The 24,811-nt window shown below is 55.4% G+C and carries 26 protein-coding genes and 1 tRNA gene; 17 read left to right on the top strand and 10 right to left on the bottom strand.

Annotated elements, in window-relative coordinates:
* Positions 1-79: 79 nt before the first annotated feature.
* Both OAN307_RS18100 and OAN307_RS18095 read right to left on the bottom strand, forming a co-directional pair.
* Complete coding sequence (locus OAN307_RS18100; protein WP_044044945.1) at positions 80-1,222, bottom strand: lytic murein transglycosylase; 1,143 nt, start codon at positions 1,220-1,222, stop codon at positions 80-82.
* A 174-nt stretch (positions 1,223-1,396) separates the two neighbouring features.
* A complete protein-coding gene (locus OAN307_RS18095; RefSeq protein WP_015501028.1) occupies positions 1,397-1,993 on the bottom strand; it encodes a hypothetical protein in 597 nt (198 codons plus the stop codon).
* A 181-nt stretch (positions 1,994-2,174) separates the two neighbouring features.
* Here OAN307_RS18095 and recA point away from each other — a divergent pair, with 181 nt between their 5' ends.
* Complete coding sequence (gene recA, locus OAN307_RS18090; RefSeq protein WP_015501027.1) at positions 2,175-3,254, top strand: recombinase RecA; 1,080 nt, start codon at positions 2,175-2,177, stop codon at positions 3,252-3,254.
* 128 nt (positions 3,255-3,382) lie between these two features.
* A complete protein-coding gene (gene alaS / locus OAN307_RS18085; RefSeq protein ID WP_015501026.1) occupies positions 3,383-6,037 on the top strand; it encodes an alanine--tRNA ligase in 2,655 nt (884 codons plus the stop codon).
* 157 nt (positions 6,038-6,194) lie between these two features.
* Here the strand turns inward: alaS and typA are convergent, their stop codons facing one another.
* The 8 genes from typA to OAN307_RS18045 all read right to left on the bottom strand — a co-directional run bounded on the left by typA (position 6,195) and on the right by OAN307_RS18045 (position 13,196).
* A complete protein-coding gene (typA, locus tag OAN307_RS18080) occupies positions 6,195-8,009 on the bottom strand; it encodes a translational GTPase TypA (RefSeq protein ID WP_015501025.1) in 1,815 nt (604 codons plus the stop codon).
* A gap of 119 nt (positions 8,010-8,128) precedes the next feature.
* Positions 8,129-8,464, bottom strand: a complete 336-nt coding sequence (locus OAN307_RS18075) for a DMT family transporter (protein ID WP_015501024.1) — start codon at positions 8,462-8,464, stop codon at positions 8,129-8,131.
* Between the two features lie 28 nt (positions 8,465-8,492).
* Positions 8,493-9,122: a YitT family protein gene (locus tag OAN307_RS18070; RefSeq protein ID WP_051068126.1), complete on the bottom strand. Its 630-nt coding sequence runs from the start codon at positions 9,120-9,122 to the stop codon at positions 8,493-8,495.
* A 103-nt stretch (positions 9,123-9,225) separates the two neighbouring features.
* A complete protein-coding gene (locus OAN307_RS18065) occupies positions 9,226-10,437 on the bottom strand; it encodes an NADP-dependent isocitrate dehydrogenase (RefSeq protein ID WP_015501022.1) in 1,212 nt (403 codons plus the stop codon).
* A 269-nt stretch (positions 10,438-10,706) separates the two neighbouring features.
* On the bottom strand, positions 10,707-11,873 hold the full coding sequence (locus tag OAN307_RS18060; RefSeq protein ID WP_015501021.1) for an HD domain-containing protein: 1,167 nt from the start codon (positions 11,871-11,873) through the stop codon (positions 10,707-10,709).
* Positions 11,873-12,313 (bottom strand): hypothetical protein, encoded by a 441-nt coding sequence (locus OAN307_RS18055; RefSeq protein WP_015501020.1) that lies wholly within the window; start codon positions 12,311-12,313, stop codon positions 11,873-11,875. The genes OAN307_RS18060 and OAN307_RS18055 overlap by 1 nt, the downstream gene beginning before the upstream one ends.
* A gap of 3 nt (positions 12,314-12,316) precedes the next feature.
* Complete coding sequence (locus tag OAN307_RS18050) at positions 12,317-12,529, bottom strand: hypothetical protein (RefSeq protein WP_015501019.1); 213 nt, start codon at positions 12,527-12,529, stop codon at positions 12,317-12,319.
* A gap of 13 nt (positions 12,530-12,542) precedes the next feature.
* A complete protein-coding gene (locus tag OAN307_RS18045; protein WP_015501018.1) occupies positions 12,543-13,196 on the bottom strand; it encodes an alpha/beta hydrolase in 654 nt (217 codons plus the stop codon).
* Positions 13,197-13,391: 195 nt separating this feature from the next.
* On the opposite strand from OAN307_RS18045, the gene iscR reads away from it, so the two are divergent.
* The 15 genes from iscR (at position 13,392) to OAN307_RS17975 (ending at position 24,791) form a co-directional block, all read left to right on the top strand.
* Entirely contained in the window at positions 13,392-13,865 is a 474-nt protein-coding gene (iscR, locus tag OAN307_RS18040) for a Fe-S cluster assembly transcriptional regulator IscR (RefSeq protein ID WP_015501017.1), read from the top strand.
* 111 nt (positions 13,866-13,976) lie between these two features.
* Positions 13,977-15,053, top strand: coding sequence for a cysteine desulfurase family protein (locus OAN307_RS18035; RefSeq protein WP_015501016.1), 1,077 nt, complete (start codon positions 13,977-13,979; stop codon positions 15,051-15,053).
* 16 nt (positions 15,054-15,069) lie between these two features.
* Entirely contained in the window at positions 15,070-16,623 is a 1,554-nt protein-coding gene (gene sufB / locus OAN307_RS18030) for a Fe-S cluster assembly protein SufB (RefSeq protein WP_015501015.1), read from the top strand.
* Entirely contained in the window at positions 16,620-16,898 is a 279-nt protein-coding gene (locus OAN307_RS18025) for a hypothetical protein (RefSeq protein WP_015501014.1), read from the top strand. Before sufB ends, OAN307_RS18025 begins: the two co-directional genes overlap by 4 nt.
* A 49-nt stretch (positions 16,899-16,947) precedes the next feature.
* Positions 16,948-17,763: a polysaccharide pyruvyl transferase family protein gene (locus tag OAN307_RS18020; protein WP_015501013.1), complete on the top strand. Its 816-nt coding sequence runs from the start codon at positions 16,948-16,950 to the stop codon at positions 17,761-17,763.
* Positions 17,763-18,287, top strand: coding sequence for a hypothetical protein (locus OAN307_RS18015; RefSeq protein WP_015501012.1), 525 nt, complete (start codon positions 17,763-17,765; stop codon positions 18,285-18,287). Before OAN307_RS18020 ends, OAN307_RS18015 begins: the two co-directional genes overlap by 1 nt.
* A gap of 115 nt (positions 18,288-18,402) precedes the next feature.
* On the top strand, positions 18,403-18,930 hold the full coding sequence (locus OAN307_RS18010; RefSeq protein WP_015501011.1) for a hypothetical protein: 528 nt from the start codon (positions 18,403-18,405) through the stop codon (positions 18,928-18,930).
* A gap of 78 nt (positions 18,931-19,008) precedes the next feature.
* Entirely contained in the window at positions 19,009-19,764 is a 756-nt protein-coding gene (sufC, locus tag OAN307_RS18005) for a Fe-S cluster assembly ATPase SufC (protein ID WP_015501010.1), read from the top strand.
* Positions 19,764-21,065, top strand: a complete 1,302-nt coding sequence (gene sufD, locus OAN307_RS18000) for a Fe-S cluster assembly protein SufD (RefSeq protein WP_015501009.1) — start codon at positions 19,764-19,766, stop codon at positions 21,063-21,065. Before sufC ends, sufD begins: the two co-directional genes overlap by 1 nt.
* Positions 21,065-21,550, top strand: a complete 486-nt coding sequence (locus tag OAN307_RS17995) for a hypothetical protein (RefSeq protein WP_044043986.1) — start codon at positions 21,065-21,067, stop codon at positions 21,548-21,550. The genes sufD and OAN307_RS17995 overlap by 1 nt, the downstream gene beginning before the upstream one ends.
* Entirely contained in the window at positions 21,550-22,167 is a 618-nt protein-coding gene (locus OAN307_RS17990; protein WP_015501007.1) for a YIP1 family protein, read from the top strand. The genes OAN307_RS17995 and OAN307_RS17990 overlap by 1 nt, the downstream gene beginning before the upstream one ends.
* Entirely contained in the window at positions 22,164-23,387 is a 1,224-nt protein-coding gene (locus tag OAN307_RS17985) for a cysteine desulfurase (RefSeq protein ID WP_015501006.1), read from the top strand. Before OAN307_RS17990 ends, OAN307_RS17985 begins: the two co-directional genes overlap by 4 nt.
* 93 nt (positions 23,388-23,480) lie before the next feature.
* Positions 23,481-23,557, top strand: a tRNA-Arg gene (locus OAN307_RS17980).
* A 258-nt stretch (positions 23,558-23,815) separates the two neighbouring features.
* The gene (locus tag OAN307_RS31410; protein WP_408634916.1) at positions 23,816-24,157 is read left to right on the top strand and encodes an IS110 family transposase; all 342 of its coding nucleotides are present in this window, start codon (positions 23,816-23,818) and stop codon (positions 24,155-24,157) included.
* Complete coding sequence (locus OAN307_RS17975) at positions 24,072-24,791, top strand: transposase (RefSeq protein WP_408634915.1); 720 nt, start codon at positions 24,072-24,074, stop codon at positions 24,789-24,791. The genes OAN307_RS31410 and OAN307_RS17975 overlap by 86 nt, the downstream gene beginning before the upstream one ends.
* Positions 24,792-24,811 lie beyond the last annotated feature (20 nt).

The raw sequence follows: 24,811 nt of genomic DNA, 5'->3' as shown, positions 1-24,811 counted from the left end.
ATGTTCACCTTTGCACTGTTTAGGCCCCAGTTAGAACTTGGCATGTGTTAGCACAAAGAAACTGGTTCGCGTCGGGCAATTAGCGCAGCGCGACAAGCACGTCAGCCGTTGCAATGCCAGTCACTGCCAATCGCTGTCGTCGCTGAAAATCGCGAATTGCGGCTTCTGTCTTGGCGCCGACAACCCCATCGATTGTCCCGATATCGTAGCCCCGAGCCGCAAGACGACGTTGCAGATCAATCCGGTCTGTTCGGGTCAAGCCGTTAGCGTCGGGTGGAAAGCTGCCTTGCAACGGACCCGCACCCGCGATGCGGTCGGCCAAGTATCCCACGCCAAGCGCATACAGGTCGGAATTGTTATAGGTTTTTACGACATCAAAGTTGCGCGTCACCGTAAAGCGCACACCGCCGCTTTGCGGTTGGATCGTGCGCCCTGATGGGCCATCAGTGCCAGCCTCAGCACCCCATTTCAATCCGCTGCGCCAACCGTTTCGGGCCAAATAGCTCGCGGTGGAGGCCAGCGCGTCTGCGGGGTCGTCCCCCCAAATATCGCGTCGCCCGTCACCGGTGAAGTCAACGGCGAATGCCTGATAGGACGTCGGGATGAATTGTGTGTGTCCCATCGCACCCGCCCAGCTTCCGACCAATTGTGCAGGCGTGGTGTCGCCGCGTTGCAGGATGCGCAGGGCGGCCAATAATTGGCTTTCGTAGAAATTACCGCGACGCCCATCAAAAGCCAGTGTTGCCGTCGCTGAGATGACCGGGATTTGCCCGCGTTTTTCCCCGTACTGGCTTTCCATGCCCCAGATTGCAGCAACGATATACGCATCAACGCCGTATTGGGTTTCAATCGCGCTGAACGTCGTTGCATGGCGTGAGAACGCCGCGCGTCCCTTTCGGATGCGTTCATCTGATGTCGCGATTGACAGGTATTCTTCTAGCGTGCGGCGGGTCTGGATTTGGCTGCCGTCGCGGGCAACGACGCCGCGAAGGTAGCCCGCGTCTGCGAATGCCGCGTCTATCGTTGCTGACGATATGCCCGCAGAACCTGCGCGCGATTTGAACCGCGCAACCCAGTCGATGAATCCTGCGTTCTGCGCGGGGCGGAGGTCGGCGGGCAAATCTTGCGCAGTGATTAGCTGCGCTGTCGGGGCATTGCCCGCACAGGCCGCCATGCTCAACGTGGCGCATGTGGCAAGGAAATGGCGTCTGTTCATATTCATATTACCGATCAGGATAGTCAGGTTGCGCCAAAAGAAAAGCCAGTAACGCAGCACCGGTCGCTGCGGGCTCTAAACAACAAAAGCGCTCGGCACTTGGCCGGACGCTGTGCAGTTAAAGTGTCAGATGAGGGTCAAAGCGGCGCCGCGCGCGTCATGTCAATCGAGCAACCATATCTAGCGTTTTGCAGTGTTCCAGTCCGAATACATGTCTGGCCTTTTGCGCAGCAGTTTCGCTTCGGTTTTTTCGCTGAGCGTCAGGTCGCCTTCAGGGGACACATTGCGGCGCTTGAGCGTAATTTCGAACGCCAACCGATCCTCTAAGAACGCAATCAGTTTATCCATCTGTTCGTATTGGAACAGGTGGTCGACGATCATCTCACCGCTGCCGCGACGCAGAAACTTTGTTGGACTGCCGACGTTTGCCCATACAGCCGGTTCTCCCTTGGCATATTCGTTCACAAAATCGTCAAAAGCGACGGTCTTGGTGCTGTGGGAAAGGCCATCCACGTCGGCGCGTTGACGATAACGATACCAACTGCCCAGCCAACCAATCGGGTGGCGCACAACACAGATCAGCTTCATGTCCTCCAGCCCGCATTTTTCAAGATAGGGCTTTAGAAGGCGGTTATATCGGTAGGCTGGCGTATGTTTTAGAATCGGTGGATTGCGTATCACCATGTCCGAACGTGGAGCTAATGCTGCCTCTAGCGCGGATGTTCCCGTTTTCGGCATCGCCAAAAACACCAATCTTTCCTTCGCAAATACAAGCATTTACATACCACTCCTGTTGATAACTATGCTGTAAACTACTCCTTAATACCTCTGCGGGAAAGATGAGTTGTGAACGATTTTAGTTGAAGTGTTCTTGTTTTGATCTCATAAGGGCGAGAACAAGAGGTGAACAAAGCATCAATTGCTACCCTTGCAGGGGCATGGAATAAGGACAAAAATCATGGCAACGGCAGAGCTATTAAAGATGACAGACAAGAAATCAGCAGACAAGCAAAAGGCGCTCGATTCGGCGCTGGCACAGATCGAACGTCAGTTCGGCAAGGGGTCGATCATGACGTTGGGCGGCAGTGCCGTGCAAGAGATCGAAAGCACGTCAACGGGCTCGCTTGGATTGGACATAGCGCTTGGTATTGGGGGCATCCCGAAGGGACGCGTCGTTGAAATTTACGGGCCGGAATCGTCTGGTAAAACCACGCTAACGCTGCATTGCCTTGCAGAAGAGCAGAAAAAAGGTGGGGTATGCGCCTTTATCGACGCAGAGCACGCGCTGGACCCGGGCTATGCCAAAAAGCTTGGCGTTAACCTTGATGATCTACTGATTTCGCAACCCGACACTGGCGAGCAGGCCTTAGAGATTGTCGACACGTTGGTACGCTCTGGCGCGATATCAATGATTGTGGTCGATTCTGTTGCTGCCCTGACGCCGAAATCCGAACTTGAAGGCGACATGGGTGATCATTCTGTCGGCGTTCACGCCCGACTGATGAGCCAGGCGATGCGCAAGCTGACTGGATCTATCAGCCGCACCAAGTGTACAGTTATCTTCATCAACCAAATCCGGATGAAAATCGGGGTTATGTTCGGCTCTCCGGAGACGACGACCGGTGGTAACGCGCTGAAATTCTATTCTTCCGTCCGTCTGGATATTCGCCGCATCGGGTCTGTTAAGGATCGCGATGAGATCGTTGGCAACAGCACCAGAGTAAAAGTTGTCAAAAACAAGGTCGCGCCACCGTTCAAGGTGGTAGAATTTGACATCATGTATGGCGAAGGCATTTCCAAGTTGGGCGAACTGGTCGATATGGGTGTCAAAGCCGGCATTGTTGAAAAGTCCGGCTCATGGTTCTCATATGGTGATGAACGCATCGGACAGGGCCGTGAAAACGCCAAAACATTCCTGCGAGAAAACCAACATTTTGCAATCGAGATTGAGGACAAAATCCGCGCAGCGCACGGGCTTGATTTTGACGGCGCACCCAAGAAGCCTGGCAAAGAAGACGACGCACTGCTCGAAGACTAAACTGGTTTGCAGTTAGATTTGGGGCGCAGGGGAAACCTTGCGCCCTTTTCGTGTTGCGCTGTGGACTTGCGTCGGGTGCGGGGCTATTTCACGACAGCATTGATTGACCCTGACGGAAAGCCAAACCCATGACCAGCCTGTCCGACATCCGATCCACCTTCCTTGATTACTACGCGCGTAATGGTCACAAGGTCGTGGCCTCCAGCCCGTTGGTGCCGCGCAATGACCCGACGTTGATGTTCACCAACTGTGGCATGGTGCAGTTCAAGAATCGCTTTACAGGTGTTGAATCAGGAAACTATCAACGCGCCACCACGTCGCAAAAATGCGTGCGCGCAGGCGGCAAGCACAACGATCTGGATAACGTTGGCTATACTGCGCGCCACCATACGTTCTTTGAAATGCTCGGGAATTTCAGTTTTGGAGATTACTTCAAATCCGAAGCCATTCCGTTCGCATGGAACCTGCTGACAAAAGATTTTGGCATCGATAAATCCAAGCTGCTGGTGACAGTCTACCACACCGACGACGAAGCCTATGATCTTTGGAAAAAGATCGGCGTGCCGGAAGACCGTATTATCCGCATTGCAACGGACGATAATTTCTGGCGCATGGGGCCAACCGGCCCCTGTGGTCCGTGTACTGAAATTTTCTATGACCACGGCGATCATATTTGGGGTGGCCCCCCTGGATCACCAGACGAAGATGGCGACCGGTTTATTGAAATCTGGAACATCGTGTTCATGCAGAATGAACAGTTCGATGACGGAACCATGAAGCTGCTGGAAATGCAAAGCATCGACACGGGCATGGGGCTGGAACGCATTGGTGCGCTGCTTCAGGGGCATCATGACAACTACAACACCGACCTGATGCGCGCCTTGATCGAAGCGTCAGCGAATGCCACCGACGGTGCCCCCGATGGGGATGGCAACGTGCACCACCGTGTCATTGCCGACCATCTGCGATCCACTTCTTTTCTGATCGCTGAGGGCGTCTTGCCATCAAACGAAGGGCGCGGTTATGTGCTGCGCCGGATTATGCGCCGCGCCATGCGTCACGCGCATTTGCTTGGGGCGCAGGATCCGGTGATGCACAGGTTGGTGTCGGCCTTGATCCAACAGATGGGCGCGGCCTATCCTGAATTGGGGCAGGGCCAAACGCTGATCGAAGACACGCTGCTTAACGAAGAGATCCGGTTCAAAACAACACTGGACCGTGGTTTGAAACTGCTGGACGACGCGCTTGTCGATGTGCCCGAGGGGTCTGATCTGTCCGGTGCGACGGCGTTCAAGCTTTATGATACGTTTGGGTTTCCGCTGGATCTCACGCAGGATGCGCTACGCGAAAAGGGTCGCGGCGTGGACACTGACGGGTTCAAGGCGGCGATGGATGCGCAAAAGGCCAAGGCGCGCGCGGCTTGGACGGGCACAGGCGCGTCCGCGGATGCGGCAATCTGGTTTGATATTGTGGATGCGCACGGCGTCACGGAATTTTTGGGATATGAGACCGAAACCGCACAAGGCCAGTTGCTGGCAATCGTGTCAGATACCGACCCCGTTAACAGTGCTAACACAGGTGATTGCGTCGCGCTGATCTTTAACCAGACCCCGTTTTACGGCGAAAGCGGCGGGCAAGAGGGTGACCAAGGCACGGTTAAAACAGACACTGGAACCGCCCGCGTCACCGACACCAAAAAGGTGGCCGGTCTGTTCTTGCATATGGCCGAGGTCACGGCCGGAGCGATCACCACGGGCCAAGGCAGCGAACTGGTCGTCGATCACGCGCAGCGCTCTGCGATCCGCGCCAACCATTCCGCCACGCATTTGCTGAACGAAGCCTTAAGGGTCGCACTTGGCGATCATGTGGTCCAGCGTGGATCGCTGAATGCTGCGGATCGTTTGCGGTTTGATTTCACCCATACCAGCTGCATGACGGCTGTGGAGTTGGCGCAAGTTGAACACGACGTCAACCATTACGTCCAACAAAATACTACCGTTTCCACGCGGATCATGACACCGGATGACGCCCGCGCACTTGGCGCTCAGGCACAGTTCGGCGAAAAATACGGCGACGAAGTTCGCGTTGTGTCCATGGGGCGCGCGAATACGGGCAAGGGTGTTGACAGGCAGACCTATTCGCTGGAACTGTGCGGTGGCACCCATGTGGCGCGCACGGGCGACATCGGCATGTTTGCGTTGACGTCTGAGCGGGCCTCTTCGGATGGCGTGCGACGCATCGAAGCGCTGACGGGTCAAACCGCGCGGCGTTACTTGCGGACACGCGACGAAACTTTGGCTGATGTCGAGGGCATGCTCAAGTCAAAGGGCACAGATGTTGCGACCCGTGTCAAAGCGTTGATGGATGAACGTCGCGCGCTGGCCAACGAAGTGGCACAGTTGCGCCGTGAGGTGGCGATGGGCGGCGGTGCCAAAGATGAAGGCACACAAGATAAGGATATCAATGGGGTAGCGTTCAAAGCGCAAGTGATGCAGGGCGTCACCGGTAAGGATTTACCAGCGATGATCGATGACATGAAATCGGCCATGGGCAGCGGTGCGGTCTTGCTGATCGCGGAAGGTGACGGCAAGGCAGCGGTTGCTGCAGGTGTTACGGCTGATCTGGTCGACAAAATCAGTGCGGTTGATTTGGTCCGCGCGGCTGTGGCCAAACTGGGTGGCAAAGGTGGCGGCGGTCGCCCTGATATGGCGCAGGGTGGTGGCAAAGATGCCAGCAATGCAGAGGCGGCAATCAAAGCTGCCGAAGCGGTCATTCTTTCTTAGTACTTTCTGTCTTCCGCATGTTTTTGTCTTGAAAATATCCCGGGGGAGGTGAGCTTGCGAACTGGGGGAGGCGCCCCATTTTTCTACTATTCCCCAAACAAAAAGGCCCTCGCTTCACATAGAAGCGAGGGCCTTTTTTAGTCTCTAAATCAGAATCTTAGTTCTTTTTGGCATTCCGCTTACGTTCAATCGGGTCAAGGTGACGCTTGCGCATGCGCACAACCAGCGGCGTGACTTCTACAAGCTCGTCATCGTCGATGTAGGCAATCGCCTGTTCCAGGGTCAGAGTGACCGGAGTTGTAAGACGCACGGCTTCGTCGGTGCCGGATGCGCGAACGTTGGTCAGTTGCTTGCCCTTCAGCGGGTTCACTTCAAGGTCGTTTTCACGGGCGTGTTCACCAATAATCATGCCCTGATAGACGGCTTCTTGTGCGCCGATGAAGAACTTGCCGCGATCTTCCAGCTTCCACAACGCGTAGGACACGGATGTGCCGTTTTCCATTGAGATCAGAACGCCAGCGCGACGGCCTGGAATCGGGCCTTTGTGCGGTGCCCATTCGTGGAACACGCGGTTCATCACACCCGTGCCGCGCGTGTCGGTCAGGAATTCGCCGTGATAGCCGATCAAGCCGCGCGATGGCACATGGGCCACGATACGCGTCTTACCGCTGTTCTGCTTCATCTCAACCAGCTCACCTTTGCGGGTGCCGGTCATTTTTTCAATCACGGCGCCGGAATATTCGTCATCCACGTCGATTGTGACTTCTTCGATAGGTTCGCAACGTTTGCCATCAATCGATTGGAACAAAACCTGCGGACGGGAGACCGACAATTCGAACCCTTCGCGGCGCATGTTTTCGATCAAAACGCCCATCTGCAATTCGCCGCGACCCGCAACTTCGAACGCTTCACCGCCCGGCGTGTCGGTGATTTTGATTGCAACGTTTGATTCGGCTTCTTTCATCAGGCGTTCGCGAATGACCCGCGACTGAACCTTTTTGCCGTCACGTCCCGCAAGCGGGCTGTCGTTGATGCCGAAGGTGACAGTGATGGTTGGCGGGTCAATCGGCTGCGCGGGCAGGGCCTCGGTCACTGAAATGGCGACGATGCTGTCGGCCACGGTCGCCTTTGTCATACCGGCCAGCGTAACGATATCACCCGCTTCTGCCAGTTCAATCGGTTGCTGACCAAGCCCACGAAACGCGAGGATTTTTGTACAGCGGAAGGTTTCGATCAGCGCACCATCCGCATGGAGCGCTTTGACGGTCTCGCCAGCTTTCAAGGTGCCAGATTCGACACGGCCCGTCAGGATACGGCCGATAAAGGGATCAGCGCTGAGCGTGGTGGCAAGCATGCGAAAGGGTTCGTCGCGCGCAGCAATTTGTGCAGGGGCCGGAACGTGCTTAACGACCATGTCGAACAAGGCATCCAGGTTTTCACGTGGACCATCAAGTTCGGCATCACACCAACCGGACCGACCGGAGGCATAAAGATGCGGGAAATCAAGCTGTTCTTCGGTGGCGTCCAGATTGGCAAACAGATCAAAACATTCATCCAACGCGCGATCAGGCTCGGCGTCGGGCTTATCGACCTTGTTGAGCACAACGATGGGGCGCAGGCCAAGGGCAAGCGCCTTGGAGGTCACAAATTTTGTCTGTGGCATTGGGCCTTCGGCCGCGTCAACCAGCAGGACAACACCGTCAACCATGGACAGAATGCGTTCCACTTCACCGCCAAAGTCGGCGTGACCAGGTGTGTCGACGATATTGATGCGCAGGCCTCTCCACTCCACGGATGTGGCCTTGGCAAGAATCGTGATGCCGCGTTCGCGTTCCAGATCGTTGGAATCCATCGCCCGTTCGGTCGTGGCTTGGTTGTCGCGGTAGGTGCCTGATTGCTTCAACAGTTCGTCCACAAGTGTGGTCTTGCCGTGGTCAACGTGGGCGATAATAGCGATGTTACGCATGTCCATTGGAAGTCCTTAAGAAAGCATAAAAGCGGGCGCAAATGCGTCCCGCAGAAGATGTTGCGCGGGCAATACCGCGCCTTAGCTAGAAAGGATAGGGGGTATTGACCAAAATCGGCGCAGGGTTAGTGGGTCGCCGATTTTGAGAACAGCTGGATGATGATAATCCCCACAAGAATCAACGTCATGCCAAGGATGGCGGGCCAGTCCAGCGTTTGGCGAAACACCACCCAGCCAATCAGCGCGATCAACACAATGCCCGATCCTGACCAGATCGCATACATGATGCCAACGGGCATGGATTTTAACGTCAGGGCCAAGAGGTAAAACGCGATGGAATAGGCGATCACGACGATGACAGACGGCCCCAGTTTGGTGAACTGTTGGCTGGCTTGCAGGGCCGTGGTTCCGATGGTTTCAAAGATAACGGCGACGATAAGGGTGATGAAATGTGCGGGCATGTTTGTGCTTTTCTGCGGGGGGCAATTATTAGGTCGCAACGTACCAGTCTTTGCGGTGATTGAATGTGATGATCATATTGACGATGAACGCGCCCAGCATCGACAGCAGAACTGCGCGCGTGTCGAGAATGAAGAACGCGGCGGCAAAGATGCAAACGTCAAAAAGCAGCTGCGTAAATCCTGCACGAAAACCTGTGGCTTCTTGAATATAAATCGCAAGGATACCAACGCCGCCCAAGGATGCGCCATGGCGAAAGATCGCCAGCAAACCAGCACCTGTGAGAACGCCAAACAACGCCACGCCATAGACGGGGTTGAGGGTTTCAAAGCTGATAAGATCTGGAAACCAGATCGAGAATGCCGACACGAGGATAACTGCGATTACAGTTTTGAACACAAATCGGGGACCGATGCGTTTGTAGCCCAGCCAGTAGAACGGCAGGTTCACGACAAAAAACATCAGCGCGAATGAAAAGCCCGTTGCATAGGACAACAACAATGCCAGCCCCGCTGTCTGTCCTGTGACCAAGCCAAGATGCGTCAAGATGACGAGGCCCGTAGCTGCCATGGTGGTGCCCGTCAAAAGGCCCTGCGCGTCTTCAACGAAGCTGTGGCGGCGGGGGCGGTTTTTCGGGGGGATGCGATCTGTATCTAACATGGCGCAGGGGTATGTGGCGGCCCGGTTCACGTCCAGAAAAAAGGGCCACCCACGATGTATATCATCCGAGCAGCCCTTTGAATTTATGTCGTGTGTTTGAACGTTAGTTCAATGCGGCGCTCAGGTTTTCGTTGATCTTCTCAAGGAAACCCTCGGTTGTCAGCCATTGCTGATCTGGACCAACAAGAAGCGCGAGGTCCTTGGTCATAGATCCGGATTCAACTGTATCAACGATGACTTTTTCAAGCGTTTCAGCGAATGTCATCAGTGCCGTATTATCGTCCAGCTTGGCACGGTGACGCAACCCGCCGGTCCACGCAAAGATCGACGCAATCGAGTTGGTAGACGTCGCTTCGCCCTTTTGGTGCTGGCGGTAGTGGCGCGTCACAGTGCCGTGTGCTGCTTCGGCTTCGACGATTTTGCCGTCGGGCGTCATTAACTGGGACGTCATTAGGCCGAGCGAACCGAACCCTTGGGCAACCGTATCCGACTGCACATCGCCATCGTAGTTTTTACAAGCCCAGACATAGCCGCCGGACCATTTCATTGCCGATGCTACCATGTCGTCGATCAGACGGTGTTCGTAGGTAAGGCCTGCTTTGGCGAATTGTTCAGCGTATTCCGCGTCAAAGATGCGCTGGAAAATCAGCAGGAATTGGCCGTCATACTGTTTCAGGATCGTATTTTTGGTCGATAAGTATACCGGGTAGTTGCGTTTGAGGCCGTATTCAAAAGACGCGCGGGCAAAATCTTCGATAGACTTATCAAGGTTGTACATCGCCATGTAGACGCCAGATGCCGGGGCGTTGAAGACTTCTTCTTCCATGACCTGACCGTCTTCACCGACCCATTTCATCGACAATTTACCGGGGCCGGGGAATTTCATGTCCGTGGCGCGGTATTGGTCGCCGTAGGCGTGGCGGCCAATGACGATGGGCTGGGTCCAGCCGGGCACAAGGCGCGGCACGTTGGAACAGATGATCGGTTCACGAAACACAACGCCGCCAAGGATGTTGCGGATCGTACCGTTGGGCGAACGCCACATCTTCTTGAGGCCGAATTCTTCTACGCGGGCTTCGTCCGGTGTGATCGTCGCGCATTTCACCGCGACGCCAACTTCTTTAGTCTTTTCAGCGGCATCGATGGTTATCTGGTCGTTCGTTGCATCGCGGCTTTCCATGCCAAGATCGTAGTACAACAGATCAATGTCGAGGTAGGGCAGGATCAGTTTTTCTTTGATGAAGGCCCAGATGATGCGGGTCATTTCATCGCCGTCCATTTCGACGATCGGGTTGGCTACTTTGATCTTATCCATCGGTGGATGTCCTTATGCTGGGTGCGGAATTGGCGATGCGATAGCGCATGTTCGCGCTGGTGAAAACCCCTGTATGCCGTTGTATACGGGTTTTGGAGGTGTGTAACTATGGTGCTGTGACAGGCATACACGCGGCGTACACAGGCTGTACACAAGTTGTATGCACACTTTTGCGGATCGCCCGCAGCGGGTTTGATGGATCGCCTGCGGCAGCGGAGTTTTCGGCGGGGATATTTTTGAAACCAAGACGACGTAGAAAGTAAGAAGGTTTACGTGTTGGTCGCGAACCACGCGTCGATTTGTGGCGCGAGGGCGGCCCAGAGTGCGGGTGCGCCGCGCTGGACTTTGACCCCGACGCGACTGTCGATCTGGGCGCGGGTGACGTTGTAGACCCGCCATGATCCACCGCCCGATTGCAGGTTGCAGATCAGCGGCTGTGCGCGATCCACGGCTTTGGCGAAAATCGCGTCTGGCGTTGCGGCGGACTCAAAGGTTTGCCAAATCGTGCGAAATTCGTTTTCTTGAAAATCAGGCAGCATACCGAACAGACGGGTTGCGGCAGCTTGTTCTTGGGCTTCGACAGCCGCGACATCAAAATCACCGTGAATCGGGTTATCGCCAGCGTCGATTTCGACAATATCATGGAGCAGCAGCATCAGCAGCACATTGTCCATGCGCGCAGGCGCGGCGGTATGTTCAGCCAGCGTCATCGCCCAGAGCATAATATGCCAAGAATGTTCGCCAGAATTTTCGCGCCGCGATCCGTCACACAGCGTCGTGCCGCGCAGAACAGATTTTAGCTGGTCAGCTTCCATCACGAACCGCAACCGCGACGCCATCGGTTCCATCGGCGTCAGGCGGCGTTTGTTCAACAGGTTTGATGCGTGTTCATAAAGCTCTGGCCAGTCGTCATGTAGATCGCCAAAGCGCCCTGTTTCGAGGATAGAGCGCAGGATGTCGTGTTCGTTCTGGGTCTGCACCGGATTGGACAGTTCTAAAAACATCGGCGCGGCTTTGTCGATCATCTTTGCGTACTGCGCGTCGGTGGTTTTGCCGATCTCAAATTCTTCCCAGAGCTGGCGGTACGCGATGGCTTGGTCAGGGGGCAACAGGCCAAAAATGCGGGTCGCGGCAGTGGATTCTTTTGCGGCGATCACGTCGGGGTCATGCGGCAGGTGGATCGGATGATCGCCCGCATCAATTTCCACGATATCATGAAGCAGCAGCATCTGGATTACGCGGGGAATATTGGCGCCGCCGGACTGGTCCGCAAACACCAGCGCCCAAAGGCAGACATGCCATGAATGTTCTGCCGTGTTTTCAAAGCGGGACCCATCGGCCAGCACATTGGCGCGGGTGATGGATTTGAGTTTGTCTGTTTCGATCAGAAAAGCCAATTGTGCGGCTATGCGATTGGCTGTCTGAAGTACTGGCATTAGGGGCTTTCTGGTTTTGGAAAATCAGCAGTCATGCGGGCCCCAGTCGGTAGGACCGATGGTGTCCGCAGCATGTAGGTGAACAGTGCTGCATCTGGAAAGCCGTCCCATGGGTAAAGCCCGTGGATCGCGTTGGCGAAGGCTTCTAGGATGGCGGGGTCGACTGGGTCACTAAATATCAGTGGCTTGTCATAAAACGGCGCGATCCGCGGCACCGCCTCATAGCCGATCACGGACCAATGGTCGGTAGGAAGCATCGCCACATCAAGGCACAAAGCTGCGATGATCTGTGCGTCGATCAGCGGGATGGGTGTCGCGCTGCGCGGTGTTTGGGTTCCGGTGAGATACAGCAGTAATCTGTCGCCTTCGATCCGTGCCACCTGCGCCAGCGCAAAGGAGCCGGTTAGCAAAGGGATCAGGACGTGATCGGCGGTCTGCATGGATCAGTCTTTCGCGGCGCGTTCCGCCAGCATGTCGCGGGCGCGTTTTTCGGCGCGGCGCACGCGGATCGACGTCAGGAACGCTTCTTGCAGGGTTTGGCTGGACGAGCCGAGGATCTCTGCGACTTTTTGAATGATGTCTTCGTCGCCTGTGCGCAGCTCATCCGCGAGGGCGAGCTGCGCAATTTCGTCGGCCATGTCTTCGGTTAACGCCATGTTTTATTAGCCATCAACGGGTTGTTTCGGTCATGCGACGGCGCACGTAGTTTTGCACAGTATCAATCATCGGATCCATGTGCGGTTCTTCAAAGAAGTGGCCCGCGCCGGGGGTTTCTTCGTGGGTGACTGTGATGCCTTTTTGTTCGTGCAGTTTGTTGACCAAGGTCACTGTGTCTGCCGGCGGGGCCACGCGGTCAGCCGCACCGTTGATGACCAGACCGGAGCTTGGGCAAGGGGCCAAGAAGCTGAAGTCATACATGTTGGCGGGCGGCGACACAGAGATGAAGCCGGTGATTTCGGGGCGACGCATAAGCAGTTGCATGCCGATCCAGGCGCCAAACGAGAAACCAGCGACCCAGCAATGTTTGGAATTGTTGTTCATCGATTGCAAGTAATCGAGTGCGGAGGCCGCATCGGACAATTCACCGATGCCTTGATCGTATTCACCCTGAGAGCGGCCAACACCGCGAAAGTTGAACCGCAATACCGTAAAGCCCATCTGATAAAAGGCGTAGTGCAGGTTATAGACCACCTTGTTGTTCATCGTGCCGCCGAACTGCGGGTGCGGATGCAGCACAATGGCAATTGGCGCATCTCTTTGTTTTTGCGGGTGGTAGCGGCCTTCAAGGCGGCCTTCGGGTCCGGGGAAGATGACTTCGGGCATTTTTGTCCGTTCGTTGTCTGGTGTTTGCTTTTTTGGGTGCTTTGGGTCGCGCTAATCTTGACGAAAACGCTCAGGCACCTTAGAAAGATTCTAAACAGTGTATGGGACCTTTGTGATCCCACGCGATGTGTTTGAGTTAATAGGGTGATGGGGCCGCGTCAACGCCCAAGCGCTGCACCGCGAGGGGGAAATCCGATGAAATTAAGCACAAAAGGCCGTTATGCGATGGTCGCACTGGCCGATATCGCGTTGCAGCCCGCTGAGACGCTGGTCAGCCTTGGGGAATTGTCGCGTCGTCAAGGCTTGTCGTTGCCCTATCTGGAGCAGTTGTTCGTAAAGCTGCGCCGCGCTGGACTTGTTGAAAGCGTGCGTGGACCGGGTGGCGGGTATCGACTGGCGAAGGGAGCATCAGATATAAGAGTTGTCGAAATATTGGCGGCCGTTGATGAGACGGTGAGCGCGATGCACCAAGGGGCCGGCGTGTCTGGTGGATCGTCGGGGTCGCGGGCGCAGTCGATGACCAACCGGTTGTGGGAGGGGTTAAGCGCGCATGTTTATGTGTACCTGCACCAGACGCGGTTAACTGACGTGGTGAGCAATGGGTTGGTGCCGTGTCCTGCGGTGCCATCCTTGTTTGAGGTTGTGGACGAAGAGAGTGTTCATGTCTGAAGCGCGCCTTTGGCGTGACGCCGACCATGCGCAAACAGGCGGGCCAGCCCCCCGTTCTGCGGACTCCCCCCGGGATAATTTTGAAACAAAGATGCGCATGAGGGGTGATCTGTGATGCGGGTGTATTTGGATCATAACGCAACTGCCCCGCTGCGGGTTGAGGCGCGCGACGCGATGATTGCGGCGATGGATGTCGTTGGTAATCCGTCATCGGTGCACGGCGAGGGGCGCGCGACCAAAGCAATTGTTGAACGCGCCCGTGCACAGGTCGCGGCGGCTGTTGGCTGCAATCGCGCAGAGGTGGTGTTTACCAGTGGTGCGACTGAAGCGGCGTCGATGTTGGGGCGGCTGACGGCTGGCGCGGATGTGTTGGTTGACGCGGCATCCCATGACGCGCTTTGGGCGCATGTTCGGATGTCTGGATCAGGTGGGTCCCCCAATGGTGGGCACACACTGGCGATGGGTTTGGCAAATGGCGAGACAGGGGTAATCACGCCTGCACCAGAAAAGGTCGATGGCAAGTGGCCCTTGGGCAATGCCCGCGCTGATTGGCTGATGCTGGATGTCACGCAGGCTGTGGGCCGTATACCGTTCGCGTTTTCGTGGTCGGGTGCAGATTTCGCCGTGTTGTCCGGCCATAAATTTGGCGGACCCAAGGGGGTTGGCGTGCTTATCGTGCGCGACAACGTTGATATTGAAGCGCTGAGCGTGGGGGGAGGCCAGGAAATGGGCCGCCGTTCCGGCACGGAGAACATCATCGGGATCGCTGGTATGGGCGCCGCGATTGACGCAGCGATGCGCGATCTGGACCGCGGTGTTTGGGACCATGTTGAGAAACTTAGAATTATTCTAGAAACTGGGGTTGAGGTTGCGTCAAAGGAGACTATTTTAGTTGGGAAAGACACAGCAAGGATCGCAAACACATCTTGCTTGCTGACACCAGGTTGGAAGGGTGAAACGCAGGTGATGGCGATGGACCTTGCGGGGTTCGCAATTTCCGCCGGATCAGCCTGTTCCAGCGGTAAAGTGAAGGCCAGCCGTGTGTTGATGGCCATGGGATACGGACCAGACGACGCAGCGAGCGCCATACGCGTGTCGCTGGGGCCAGAGAGTGCCGAGGAAGACGTTACGCGGTTTGTGGATGTCTGGACAGATAAACTAGAACGCCACCGGAAACGGTCGGCCTGAGACAAGGATGAAGCAGATGGATGTTATGGATCATGTAGCGGTCAAGGCCGGTGACGTAAAAGCCAGTGACGTAAAAGACGGTGTTGATCAGGACACGGTGGATGCGGTTCAGGCGCTGTCTGGTACGTATAAGCACGGCTGGAATACCGACATTGAGATGGAATATGCGCCCTTGGGTCTGTCCGAGGACATCGTGCGGCTAATTTCTGAAAAGAACGAAGAGCCACAGTGGATGTTGGACTGGCGTCTGGCTGCCTATGCGCGCTGGTTGACCATGCAAGAGCCTGATTGGGCGATGGTTGATTATCCAAAGATCGATTTTCAGGACCAGTATTACTACGCGCGACCGAAGAGCATGGAAGTAAAGCCGAAGTCGTTGGATGAGGTTGATCCGAAATTGCTGGCGACTTACGAAAAGCTGGGTATCCCGCTTAAGGAACAGATGATCCTTGCGGGAGTTGAGGGTGCTGAGGATCTGACAGACGCCCCGCGCAAGGTCGCCGTCGATGCGGTGTTTGACAGCGTATCCTTGGGGACGACGTTCAAGGACGAGCTGGCAAAGGCTGGCGTGATCTTTTGTTCGATTTCCGAGGCGATCAAGGACCATCCTGAACTGGTGCGCAAATATCTTGGCACCGTGATTCCGGCGACGGACAACTATTATGCCTGCCTAAACGCGGCAGTGTTTTCTGACGGATCGTTTGTGTACATCCCGAAAGGCACCAAATGCCCGATGGAATTGTCGACCTATTTCCGCATCAACGCTGAAAATACCGGCCAATTTGAACGCACGCTGATTATCGCGGACGAGGGATCGTCTGTGTCCTACCTTGAGGGCTGCACAGCACCAAAGCGTGACATCGCGCAGCTTCACGCGGCTTGCGTTGAGCTGATCTTGATGGACGACGCCGAGATCAAGTATTCCACCGTGCAGAACTGGTTCCCCGGGGATGAGAACGGCGTTGGCGGGATCTATAACTTTGTGACCAAGCGCGCCGATTGCCGTGGAGATCGATCCAAGGTGATGTGGACCCAAGTCGAGACAGGGTCTGCGGTGACATGGAAATACCCAAGTTGCATCCTGCGCGGCGATGACAGCCAAGGCGAATTTTATTCGATCGCCATTGCCAACAACATGCAGCAGGCCGACACTGGCACAAAGATGGTCCATCTTGGTAAGCGCACCAAGTCGCGCATCGTGTCCAAGGGGATTTCAGCAGGCAAGGCACAGAACACGTATCGTGGTCTGGTGTCGATGCACCCCAAGGCGAAAGAAAGCCGGAATTATACGCAGTGCGATTCGCTGTTGATCGGTGACAAATGCGGTGCGCACACGGTGCCCTACATCGAGGTGAAGAATAACTCGTCGCGTGTTGAGCATGAAGCGACGACCAGCAAAGTGGACGACGATCAGTTGTTCTATTGCCGATCACGCGGGATGGACGAAGAAGAGGCAGTGGCCTTGGTCGTTAACGGGTTCTGCAAGGAAGTGCTGCAAGCACTGCCGATGGAATTTGCGATGGAAGCACAGGCATTGGTGGCGATTTCGCTTGAAGGCTCAGTTGGATGACACCCGGCGTGCGCCATGATGTGATCAGAATTGGCTGTGCCTTTTTGGGGGCCATTGTTGGCCGCCTCGCGGTCGCGCCAATCGCGGGCGGGCCACCGTTCGTGTGGTCGGTTCTCGGCGCTGGAATTGGCTGGATTGCGGCCCGTCTGATTATGCGGGCCGCTGAACTGCGCCGGAATGTAGCGGCACTTGAAGAAGCCGAGGCGCAGAAAGCCCAAAACGGCGCTGATTTTGCGAACGCCTTGAAAAGCACTGGTAAGGGCGATTTGGGATGAGCTGTCGCGAGATCAGACCGACAGACGTCGCGCGTTTGGCGCTGCGCTAATGACCTACTCAGCCCCCCTGCGTCTGTTCTGGTACAAGAAGGAACAGAACTTTGGCGATGCGATCAGTCGCACGATTGTGTCCCATGTGTCGGGGCGTGACGTGACGTGGTCGGCGCATCACAGATGTGAAATGTATGCGCTGGGTTCTTTGATTAAAACGGTGTGCAACCATCAGGGTGTCCCGCGTGAAAAGGGCCGCAAGCCGTTCATATGGGGGGCGGGGGCGATGTCAGGGTTGGCGGACCTTAAGTTCCTGAAAAACGTGCGTGTGGCGTTGCTGCGTGGGCCGATCACGGCGGCGCTGCTACAGCGCGATGACCGTGTGTTTGGCGATGCAGGGATGTTGATTGCCGACGCACTCGGGGAGCGACCTGATCGCGAAGACGTCGTCGGGTTGGTACCGCATATGCATTTCGCCGATGACCCACGGTTTATCAAAATAGCCGCCGATAATCCGCGCATCAAGCTGATCGATGTGCGTGATCCAGATGCCCACAAAGTTGTCGCCCAAATCGCAGGGTGCAGCCATGTTATCAGTCAGTCTTTGCATGGGTTGGTCACTGCGGACGCGTTCGGTATTCCCAACACATGGCTTGACCCGCTTGGTATCCACGGCAGTGCGATGTTGAAATTTCATGACTACGCCGCTGGCATTGGCCGCGCGATGGGAAATCCGATTGAGCCGAGCGATATTGCACAGGTTGCACGCACGGCAGCAACGGGCGCGCTGGGCTACGCCGACGGGATTGCGCAAGCGCAGGAGGCTTTGTATGCGAGCTTCCCGACTGGTCTCAAACAACAGGTGGCTGCGTAATGGCCCCTAATAATGCAACCGCACGAGCCAAATGGCTGATCGAAATTCTGGCATGTGAACAACCGCTTCAGATCGCGGATATCGGCGCGCGGATTACCAGAGAGGTGCCTGTCTATAGGCCGCGGTTGGATTGCGGTGTCGCGCATTTGCACGGGTTTGAACCCGAGTTCATAGCGTTTGAGGAATTAAAAACTGCCGCCGGTGAGAATCTGTCGGTGTACCCCTACGCGGTTGGTAAGCTTTGCCCTGCCGCGTTTTATGTCCATCATGTTGGCAGCTTGTCATCCGTGTTTAAGTTCTGCGCGTCGGCTGCCACTTATCTTGGTAAAGGGTTGAGTACGTACCAGCTCAAGGCGTCTGCACTGGCGGCCGATGTCGTCGTGCAAAGTTATGATTTATGTGCGTATTGCCTCGAAGCGTTGAAGACATGCGAGGCCGTGCCACGCACTGCCACACGTCAGTATTACCGGCGATTGCCAGCGGATGTCTTGGCGGATCAACCCGCGCAAGACCTTGTGGAATAAGGGGCGCGGATGTCGATGTTTGAACCTTTTTGCCACCGTGCTGCCCGCGCGTTGCCCTATTTCGGCTCAGCAGGGCTGTTATCGCTATCGTTTAGTCAAGCAAGGATTGATCACAATGGCAGTCAGTTCGACGACATTTGCGCAGCGGATGGACAAGATCAAGTCTGGCAAAACCACGTCTTGGACTGTTCCGGGACAGGGCCTTGCGAGTGCGGGCGACGAGCGCAGCTTTTTGCGCAAGTCAGGCCACAAAATAGCGGCGCGATCGACGCACAAACGTGTCAACCCGTTCATGTTTCTTCTGGCGTTGGTTGCCGGTGCCGTGAGCGTGATTGCGGCCCGTTGGATCGACTTTACCTATCTGGATACCGCGCTGGCGTTCGCCGCGCGAAAGGGTGTGGACGGCGCGTCGATCATTGGTTCTGTTCCAACCGCTCTCAGCCTTGCGATGGTGATCAGCATCGTCGCGATGTTCGTGCTGCGCCTGCGATCAAAGCAAACCGCGCCATTGCAAATGGCAGGTTTCGTGGGCGCGATGTTGTTCGAGGGCGATCTGGTGGTGCTGGCGCCCGCAGTCTACGCCCACTTTTATCCGCAGTGGTGGATCGTCGACACGATGGCGAGCGCTTTACTGCTGACCTGATACCGAAATTTACGATTAATCTTATGCAGAGGACCGCGGTTTCGCGGGTCCTCTGTTCTGCTATGGAAAGAGACTAAAATGCTTATAATCAAAGACCTACACGTCAAACTTGAAGAAGAAGACAAGCAGATTCTGAAGGGTGTGAACCTGACAGTTGAGCCAGGTTCTGTACACGCAATTATGGGGCCGAACGGATCCGGAAAATCGACGCTGTCTTATGTCTTGTCCGGCAAGGGCGGCTATGAAGTCACGCAAGGCTCCGCCACGCTTGAAGGCGAAGAACTGTTGGATATGGAAGCTGAGGAACGCGCCGCAGCTGGTTTGTTCCTGGCGTTTCAGTACCCCGTTGAAATCCCCGGTGTTGGCAACATGACGTTCCTGCGCACCGCCGTGAACGCGCAGCGCAAAGCGCGCGGTGAGGATGAAATGTCTGCGGGTGAATTCCTTAAGGTGATCCGCGAAAAGGCGAAGTCGCTGAAGATTGATGCTGAAATGCTGAAGCGTCCGGTCAATGTAGGCTTTTCGGGCGGCGAAAAGAAGCGCAACGAGATCCTGCAAATGGCGATGCTGGAACCAAAGATGTGCATCTTGGATGAAACCGATTCTGGCCTTGATGTAGATGCGATGAAACTGGTCGCTGAGGGCGTGAATGCGCTGCGCAGTGAGGGCCGTGGATTTTTGGTTATCACGCATTATCAACGGCTTCTGGATCATATCAAACCCGACGTCGTGCACATCATGTCCGATGGTCGCATCGTCAAAACTGGCGGACCTGAGCTGGCGCTTGAAATCGAACACAACGGCTACGGCGACATCCTCGCAGAGGTGGCCTAATGGCACTGCCAGAAAAAATAATGCAAGTGAAGCAGGACGCAACCGATGTGCGGCTTGCGCAGTTTGATCTGCCCGATGGCGCGGCTTGGATCACCGAGGCGCGTACAGCTGCGGTGAACCGGGTGAAGGCGATGGGCCTGCCACATGGGCGTGACGAGTATTGGAAATTCACCAAACCCGATACCTTTGTGCAGCCTGATGCGCCGAAAGCGGCGCTGTTTCACAGCGATGAAGGTGCGATATGGGCCGACGTTGATCGCCTAAAGATCGTCTTTGTGGATGGCGTTTTCGATGCGGATGCATCTGATGATTTGTCCGGTGAAGGGCTGGCGATCGAACGCCTGTCGGACGCCGCGGACAAGGACATCCATTGGGCGAAAGATCTGTATGGTGTGTTGGAAATCGGTGGTCAAGACGCGGTTGATCGCCCCTTGGCTGCGCTGAACACGGCGTTTGCAACGGATGGTGTGCTAATCCATGTGACGGGCAAATTGAGCAAGCCTGTGAACCTGATTTATCTCCATAATTCAGAGAGTTCCGATGTGATCTTGCACCACTGCATTAAGATCGAAAATGGCGCGGAAATGACCCTTTTGGAAACTGGACCGGGGGCGGCGCGACTTAACAAAGTCATGGAAGTCGAGATCGCGGATAAGGCGACGTTCCACCACGTTCGTGTGCAGGGACGCGATCACGATCGCCGCGCTGTGACTGGAATTTTCACGCGCCTTGGCCATGAGAGCACGTTCAAATCGTTTACGCTGACGATGAACGGGGTGCTAACCCGCAACGAATGTGTGATTGAATTAACGGGCGACAATGCCATGGCCCATGTTGCGGGTGCTTGCGTCGGTGATGGTAAAGATTTCCATCAAGATGACACCGTGTTTATCACCCATGATTCGTTGAATTGCGAAAGCCGTCAGGTGTTCAAAAAGGTGCTGCGCAACGGTGCGACGGGCGTGTTCCAAGGCAAAATCCTTGTGAAAAACGGCGCGCAAAAGACCGATGGCTATCAGATCAGTCAAGCGCTTTTGCTGGATGATGACAGTCAATTCCTCGCCAAGCCGGAGCTTGAGATTTACGCTGATGATGTCGCGTGTTCGCACGGATCAACCACGGGTGCGATCGACGAGGACTCGTTGTTTTATTTGCAGTCGCGCGGTGTGCCGAAGGCCGAGGCGACGGACTTGCTTGTTCTCGCGTTTTTGGCTGAAGCCTTGGACGAAATCGAAAATCCCACGCTGGCCGAGGGCATCTTTGAACGTCTTGAGGCTTGGCTGGCGCGTCACGGTCACTGATGCCAGTTAGTCGTGATATCATGCGCATGTACCGCGCCCCGCGTCGTGTAACGCGCGCGCTATATGCGATGGGTCCGCGCGAGGATCGGGCGATCATGTGGCTGATGATCGGTTGCTTTTTGGTGTTCCTGTCGCGGCTGCCAGCGTTGCAACGCATGGCGGTTGAGACGGGCACGGATTTTCAGCGGGATACTGTCTATGCGTTCTTTTCATTGCTGTTCATCGCACCACTGCTGTTTTACGCTATCGCGTTCATCCTATACGGGGTGACGCGATTGCTGCGCCCCGCAGCGACAGTATATGGTGCCCGTCTTGCGGTGTTCTGGGGCTGGCTTGCGGCGACGCCATTGGCGTTGTTTTATGGACTTTTGGTTGGCTTTAACGGGCTGGACCATCCCGGAACCGCGTTGGTTGGCGCCCTTTGGCTGGCCGCGTTGATCTGGTTCTGGATCAACGGCCTTATTGAGACGAGTAAAAAAATCTGATGGACCTGACACTGACAAGCCTTTGGGAATGGACGAAACTGACAGTGCGCGCACCTGCGACGGCGTCAGCGCTGGTGAAGGCGGCGAAATTGCCGCTTGGGGTGTCGATGATGATGATCGCGCTCGCGGGTATCGTGTCTGGCTTGTCGTCAGGAATTCTGGACTATCTGAGCGGCGCGCCGCCAGTGGAATTCCTACTGGCGGACGGGCAGACGGTAATGTTTGACCGCAGCGGGCCGCTGGCCCAAGGCATCTATGCCGTTGGCACCGGACTGGCGCTCGGATTTGCGATATTTCAGGTTGGAAAACGCATGGGCGGGCAGGGCGGTCTGGCCGATATCATGGCTGTGACGGCAGTTTTGCAGTTGGTGATGATGGTGATCTTGCTGGCGCAGACTTTGGCGTTGTTGTTTATGCCGTTGCTTGGGTTTGGCCTTTTGGTTTTCGGGCTCTATGTCTTCTTTCGTGGCTTGGGTCACGCGGTCAATATTGGACACAGTTTCAATAGTTTGGGAACATCGACGGGCGTGATTGCGCTGTCGTTCGTGGCCTTGGTCATATTGGCGTTTTTAGTTGTTTCGGTGCTGGGCATCGGACCCGTAGGAGTATTGAAATGAGCTTTGATGTGGTCGCTGTGCGCGCTGATTTTCCAATTCTGTCGCGTGAAGTGAATGGCAAGCCGTTGGTGTACCTCGATTCTGGTGCGTCTGCGCAAAAGCCAAACTGCGTAATTGATGCGATCAACACGGCCTATTCGCAGGAATATGCCAATGTGCACCGTGGGCTGCACTACCTTAGCAGTGTCGCAACCGAGAAATATGAAGGCGTGCGCGCTACGGTTGCCAAGTTCCTTGGTGCGCAGGATGGAAACACCATCGTGCTGAATTCTGGCACGACCGAAGGCATCAATATGGTGGCTTACGCATGGGCGATGAACGTCATGACCGAGGGGGATGAGATTATCCTGTCGGTCATGGAACACCACGCCAACATCGTGCCCTGGCATTTCCTGCGGACACGCATGGGCGTGAAACTTGTGTGGGTCGATACCGATGCCAATGGTGATCTGGACCCACAAAAGATGTTGGATGCCATCACGCCGCGCACCAAGTTGATCGCGGTGACGCATTTGTCCAACGTCCTGGGCACGGTCGTGGATGTTAAAACCATTTGCCACGGTGCGCGGGAACGCGGTGTCGCGACGCTGATTGATGGATCCCAGGCGGCGGTGCATATGCCGGTGAATGTCGAAGACATCGGTTGCGATTTTTACCCCATTACAGGTCATAAACTATACGGGCCATCAGGGTCTGGCGCGATCTATGTCCGCCCCGAACGCATGGCTGAAATGCGCCCGTTTATGGGGGGCGGCGATATGATCCGCGAGGTCCACAAGACCGAGGTGATCTACAATGATGCGCCGATGAAATTTGAGGCTGGAACGCCCGGCATTGTGGAAACCATCGGGTTTGGTGTGGCGCTTGAGTATATGATGGGGTTGGGGATGGACAACATTGCCGCCCATGAACGCACGCTGCGCGATTATGCCCGCAACAAGCTTGAAGGGTTGAATTGGCTGAACGTGCAAGGCACCAGCGCTGATAAGGCTGCGATCTTTAGCTTCACGCTGGAAGGTGCAGCCCACGCCCATGACATTTCAACAGTGCTGGACAAAAAGGGCGTTGCGGTGCGCGCGGGTCAACATTGCACGGGCCCCTTGATGGACCATCTTGGCCAGACCGCCACCTGCCGGGCATCGTTCGCAATGTACAACACCAAAGAGGATGTCGATGCCTTGGTCGAGGCGCTGGAATTGTGCCATAGGTTGTTTGCCTGACCCCGTGTGCGTAGCAGGCGCACATCGGCGTTGCGCGTGGGGGCGCACATCAACGTTGCGCGTCCACGCAAGGGACGCTATAGCGACCAAAGTGGACCATTAGCTCAGCTGGATAGAGCGCTGCCCTCCGAAGGCAGAGGTCGCAGGTTCGAATCCCGCATGGTTCACCATCCAACTTTTAAGTGACTGTCAGAAAAAGGGAAAGCATGAGCAAAAAAAGCAATAGCATGCTTGTCTTATGAAGGTCCCAGCTTTTGTGCGAAACAAGAGCCACAGATCAGCATTTTAAAATGCTGATCTGTGGTGGTGGTTGGATCGTAGCATGCTTGGTCTTTGAGGGCCGTTAAGGAGTAAGATCAGCCACCACCTTCGCCAAAGGCCTGAACGGATACAGAGCGGCACGTAGCCCTCTAGGACAAACGTATGATATGATGAAGATGATGGATGATACCATTGGTGTAGACATTTCCAAAGCCACTTTGGACATTCCCCGGCTGAGCGACGGGAAGATGGCGTCGTTTGGCAATTGCCCAGCAGGATTTAAGCAATTTGCCAGGTTCTGCGCCGAGACGGTAGTGACACGCGTTGTTTGCGAAGCAACATGGTCTTATCACAAAGGGCTTGAACGCGCTTTAGGAACCGTATTGCCACTCGTAAAGGTGAATCCTTTGCAGTCGCGCCGGTTTGCCCAAGCACAAGGTGTGCGGGCCAAAACTGACGCTGTTGACGCAAAAAATGTTGGCGGTGATGGGAATGGCATTTGCGCTTGAGCCGGATGTTCCAGCGAGAAAATTGCAGCATGATTTGAAGGAATTGCGCGCATTCCGTTCTGGTTTGGTCAAAGATAGAACGCGCATTATAACGCGATTGAAAACCCAGACGCTGCCCATCACCTGCCGTCAAGGCAAAGCGCGGCTAACTCAAGTTGACAAACAAATTGCTGAAATAAACAGTGAGATCGGCCGCCTTATTCAATCCGACGACACGCTCGCGCGCTCAATGAAGATCCTGCTCTCGATTCCTGGCGTTGGCGCGGTTTGTGCATCCACCATTGTGATCGAGATGCCAGAAATAGGAACTATGGATCGAAAGCAGGTCGCCAGCTTGACTGGTGTAGCACCCATGACGCGTCAATCTGGACAATGGCGAGGAAAATCATTCATTCACGGTGGCAGGAGAGTTGTGAGGGACGCCCTCTACATGCCCGCACTGGTTGCCATGAGGTTCAACCCCGACCTCAGGGCTAAATACCAAGCCATGATGAAAGCAGGAAAACCACCAAAAGTTGCGATTACTACGCTCATGCGCAAGCTCATAGAACTTGCAAATATACTCATCAAAGAAAACCGAAATTGGGTCAAAAAAGGGGCTTTATCAAGACAGATACTCAAGCCTTATAAATAAGCAATATTACAAATGACAGT

It is taken from the genome of Octadecabacter antarcticus 307, assembly GCF_000155675.2.
Lineage (GTDB): Bacteria > Pseudomonadota > Alphaproteobacteria > Rhodobacterales > Rhodobacteraceae > Octadecabacter > Octadecabacter antarcticus.
Note: the sequence above shows the minus strand (reverse complement) of the source record. Positions and strands in the feature narration are given on the sequence as shown.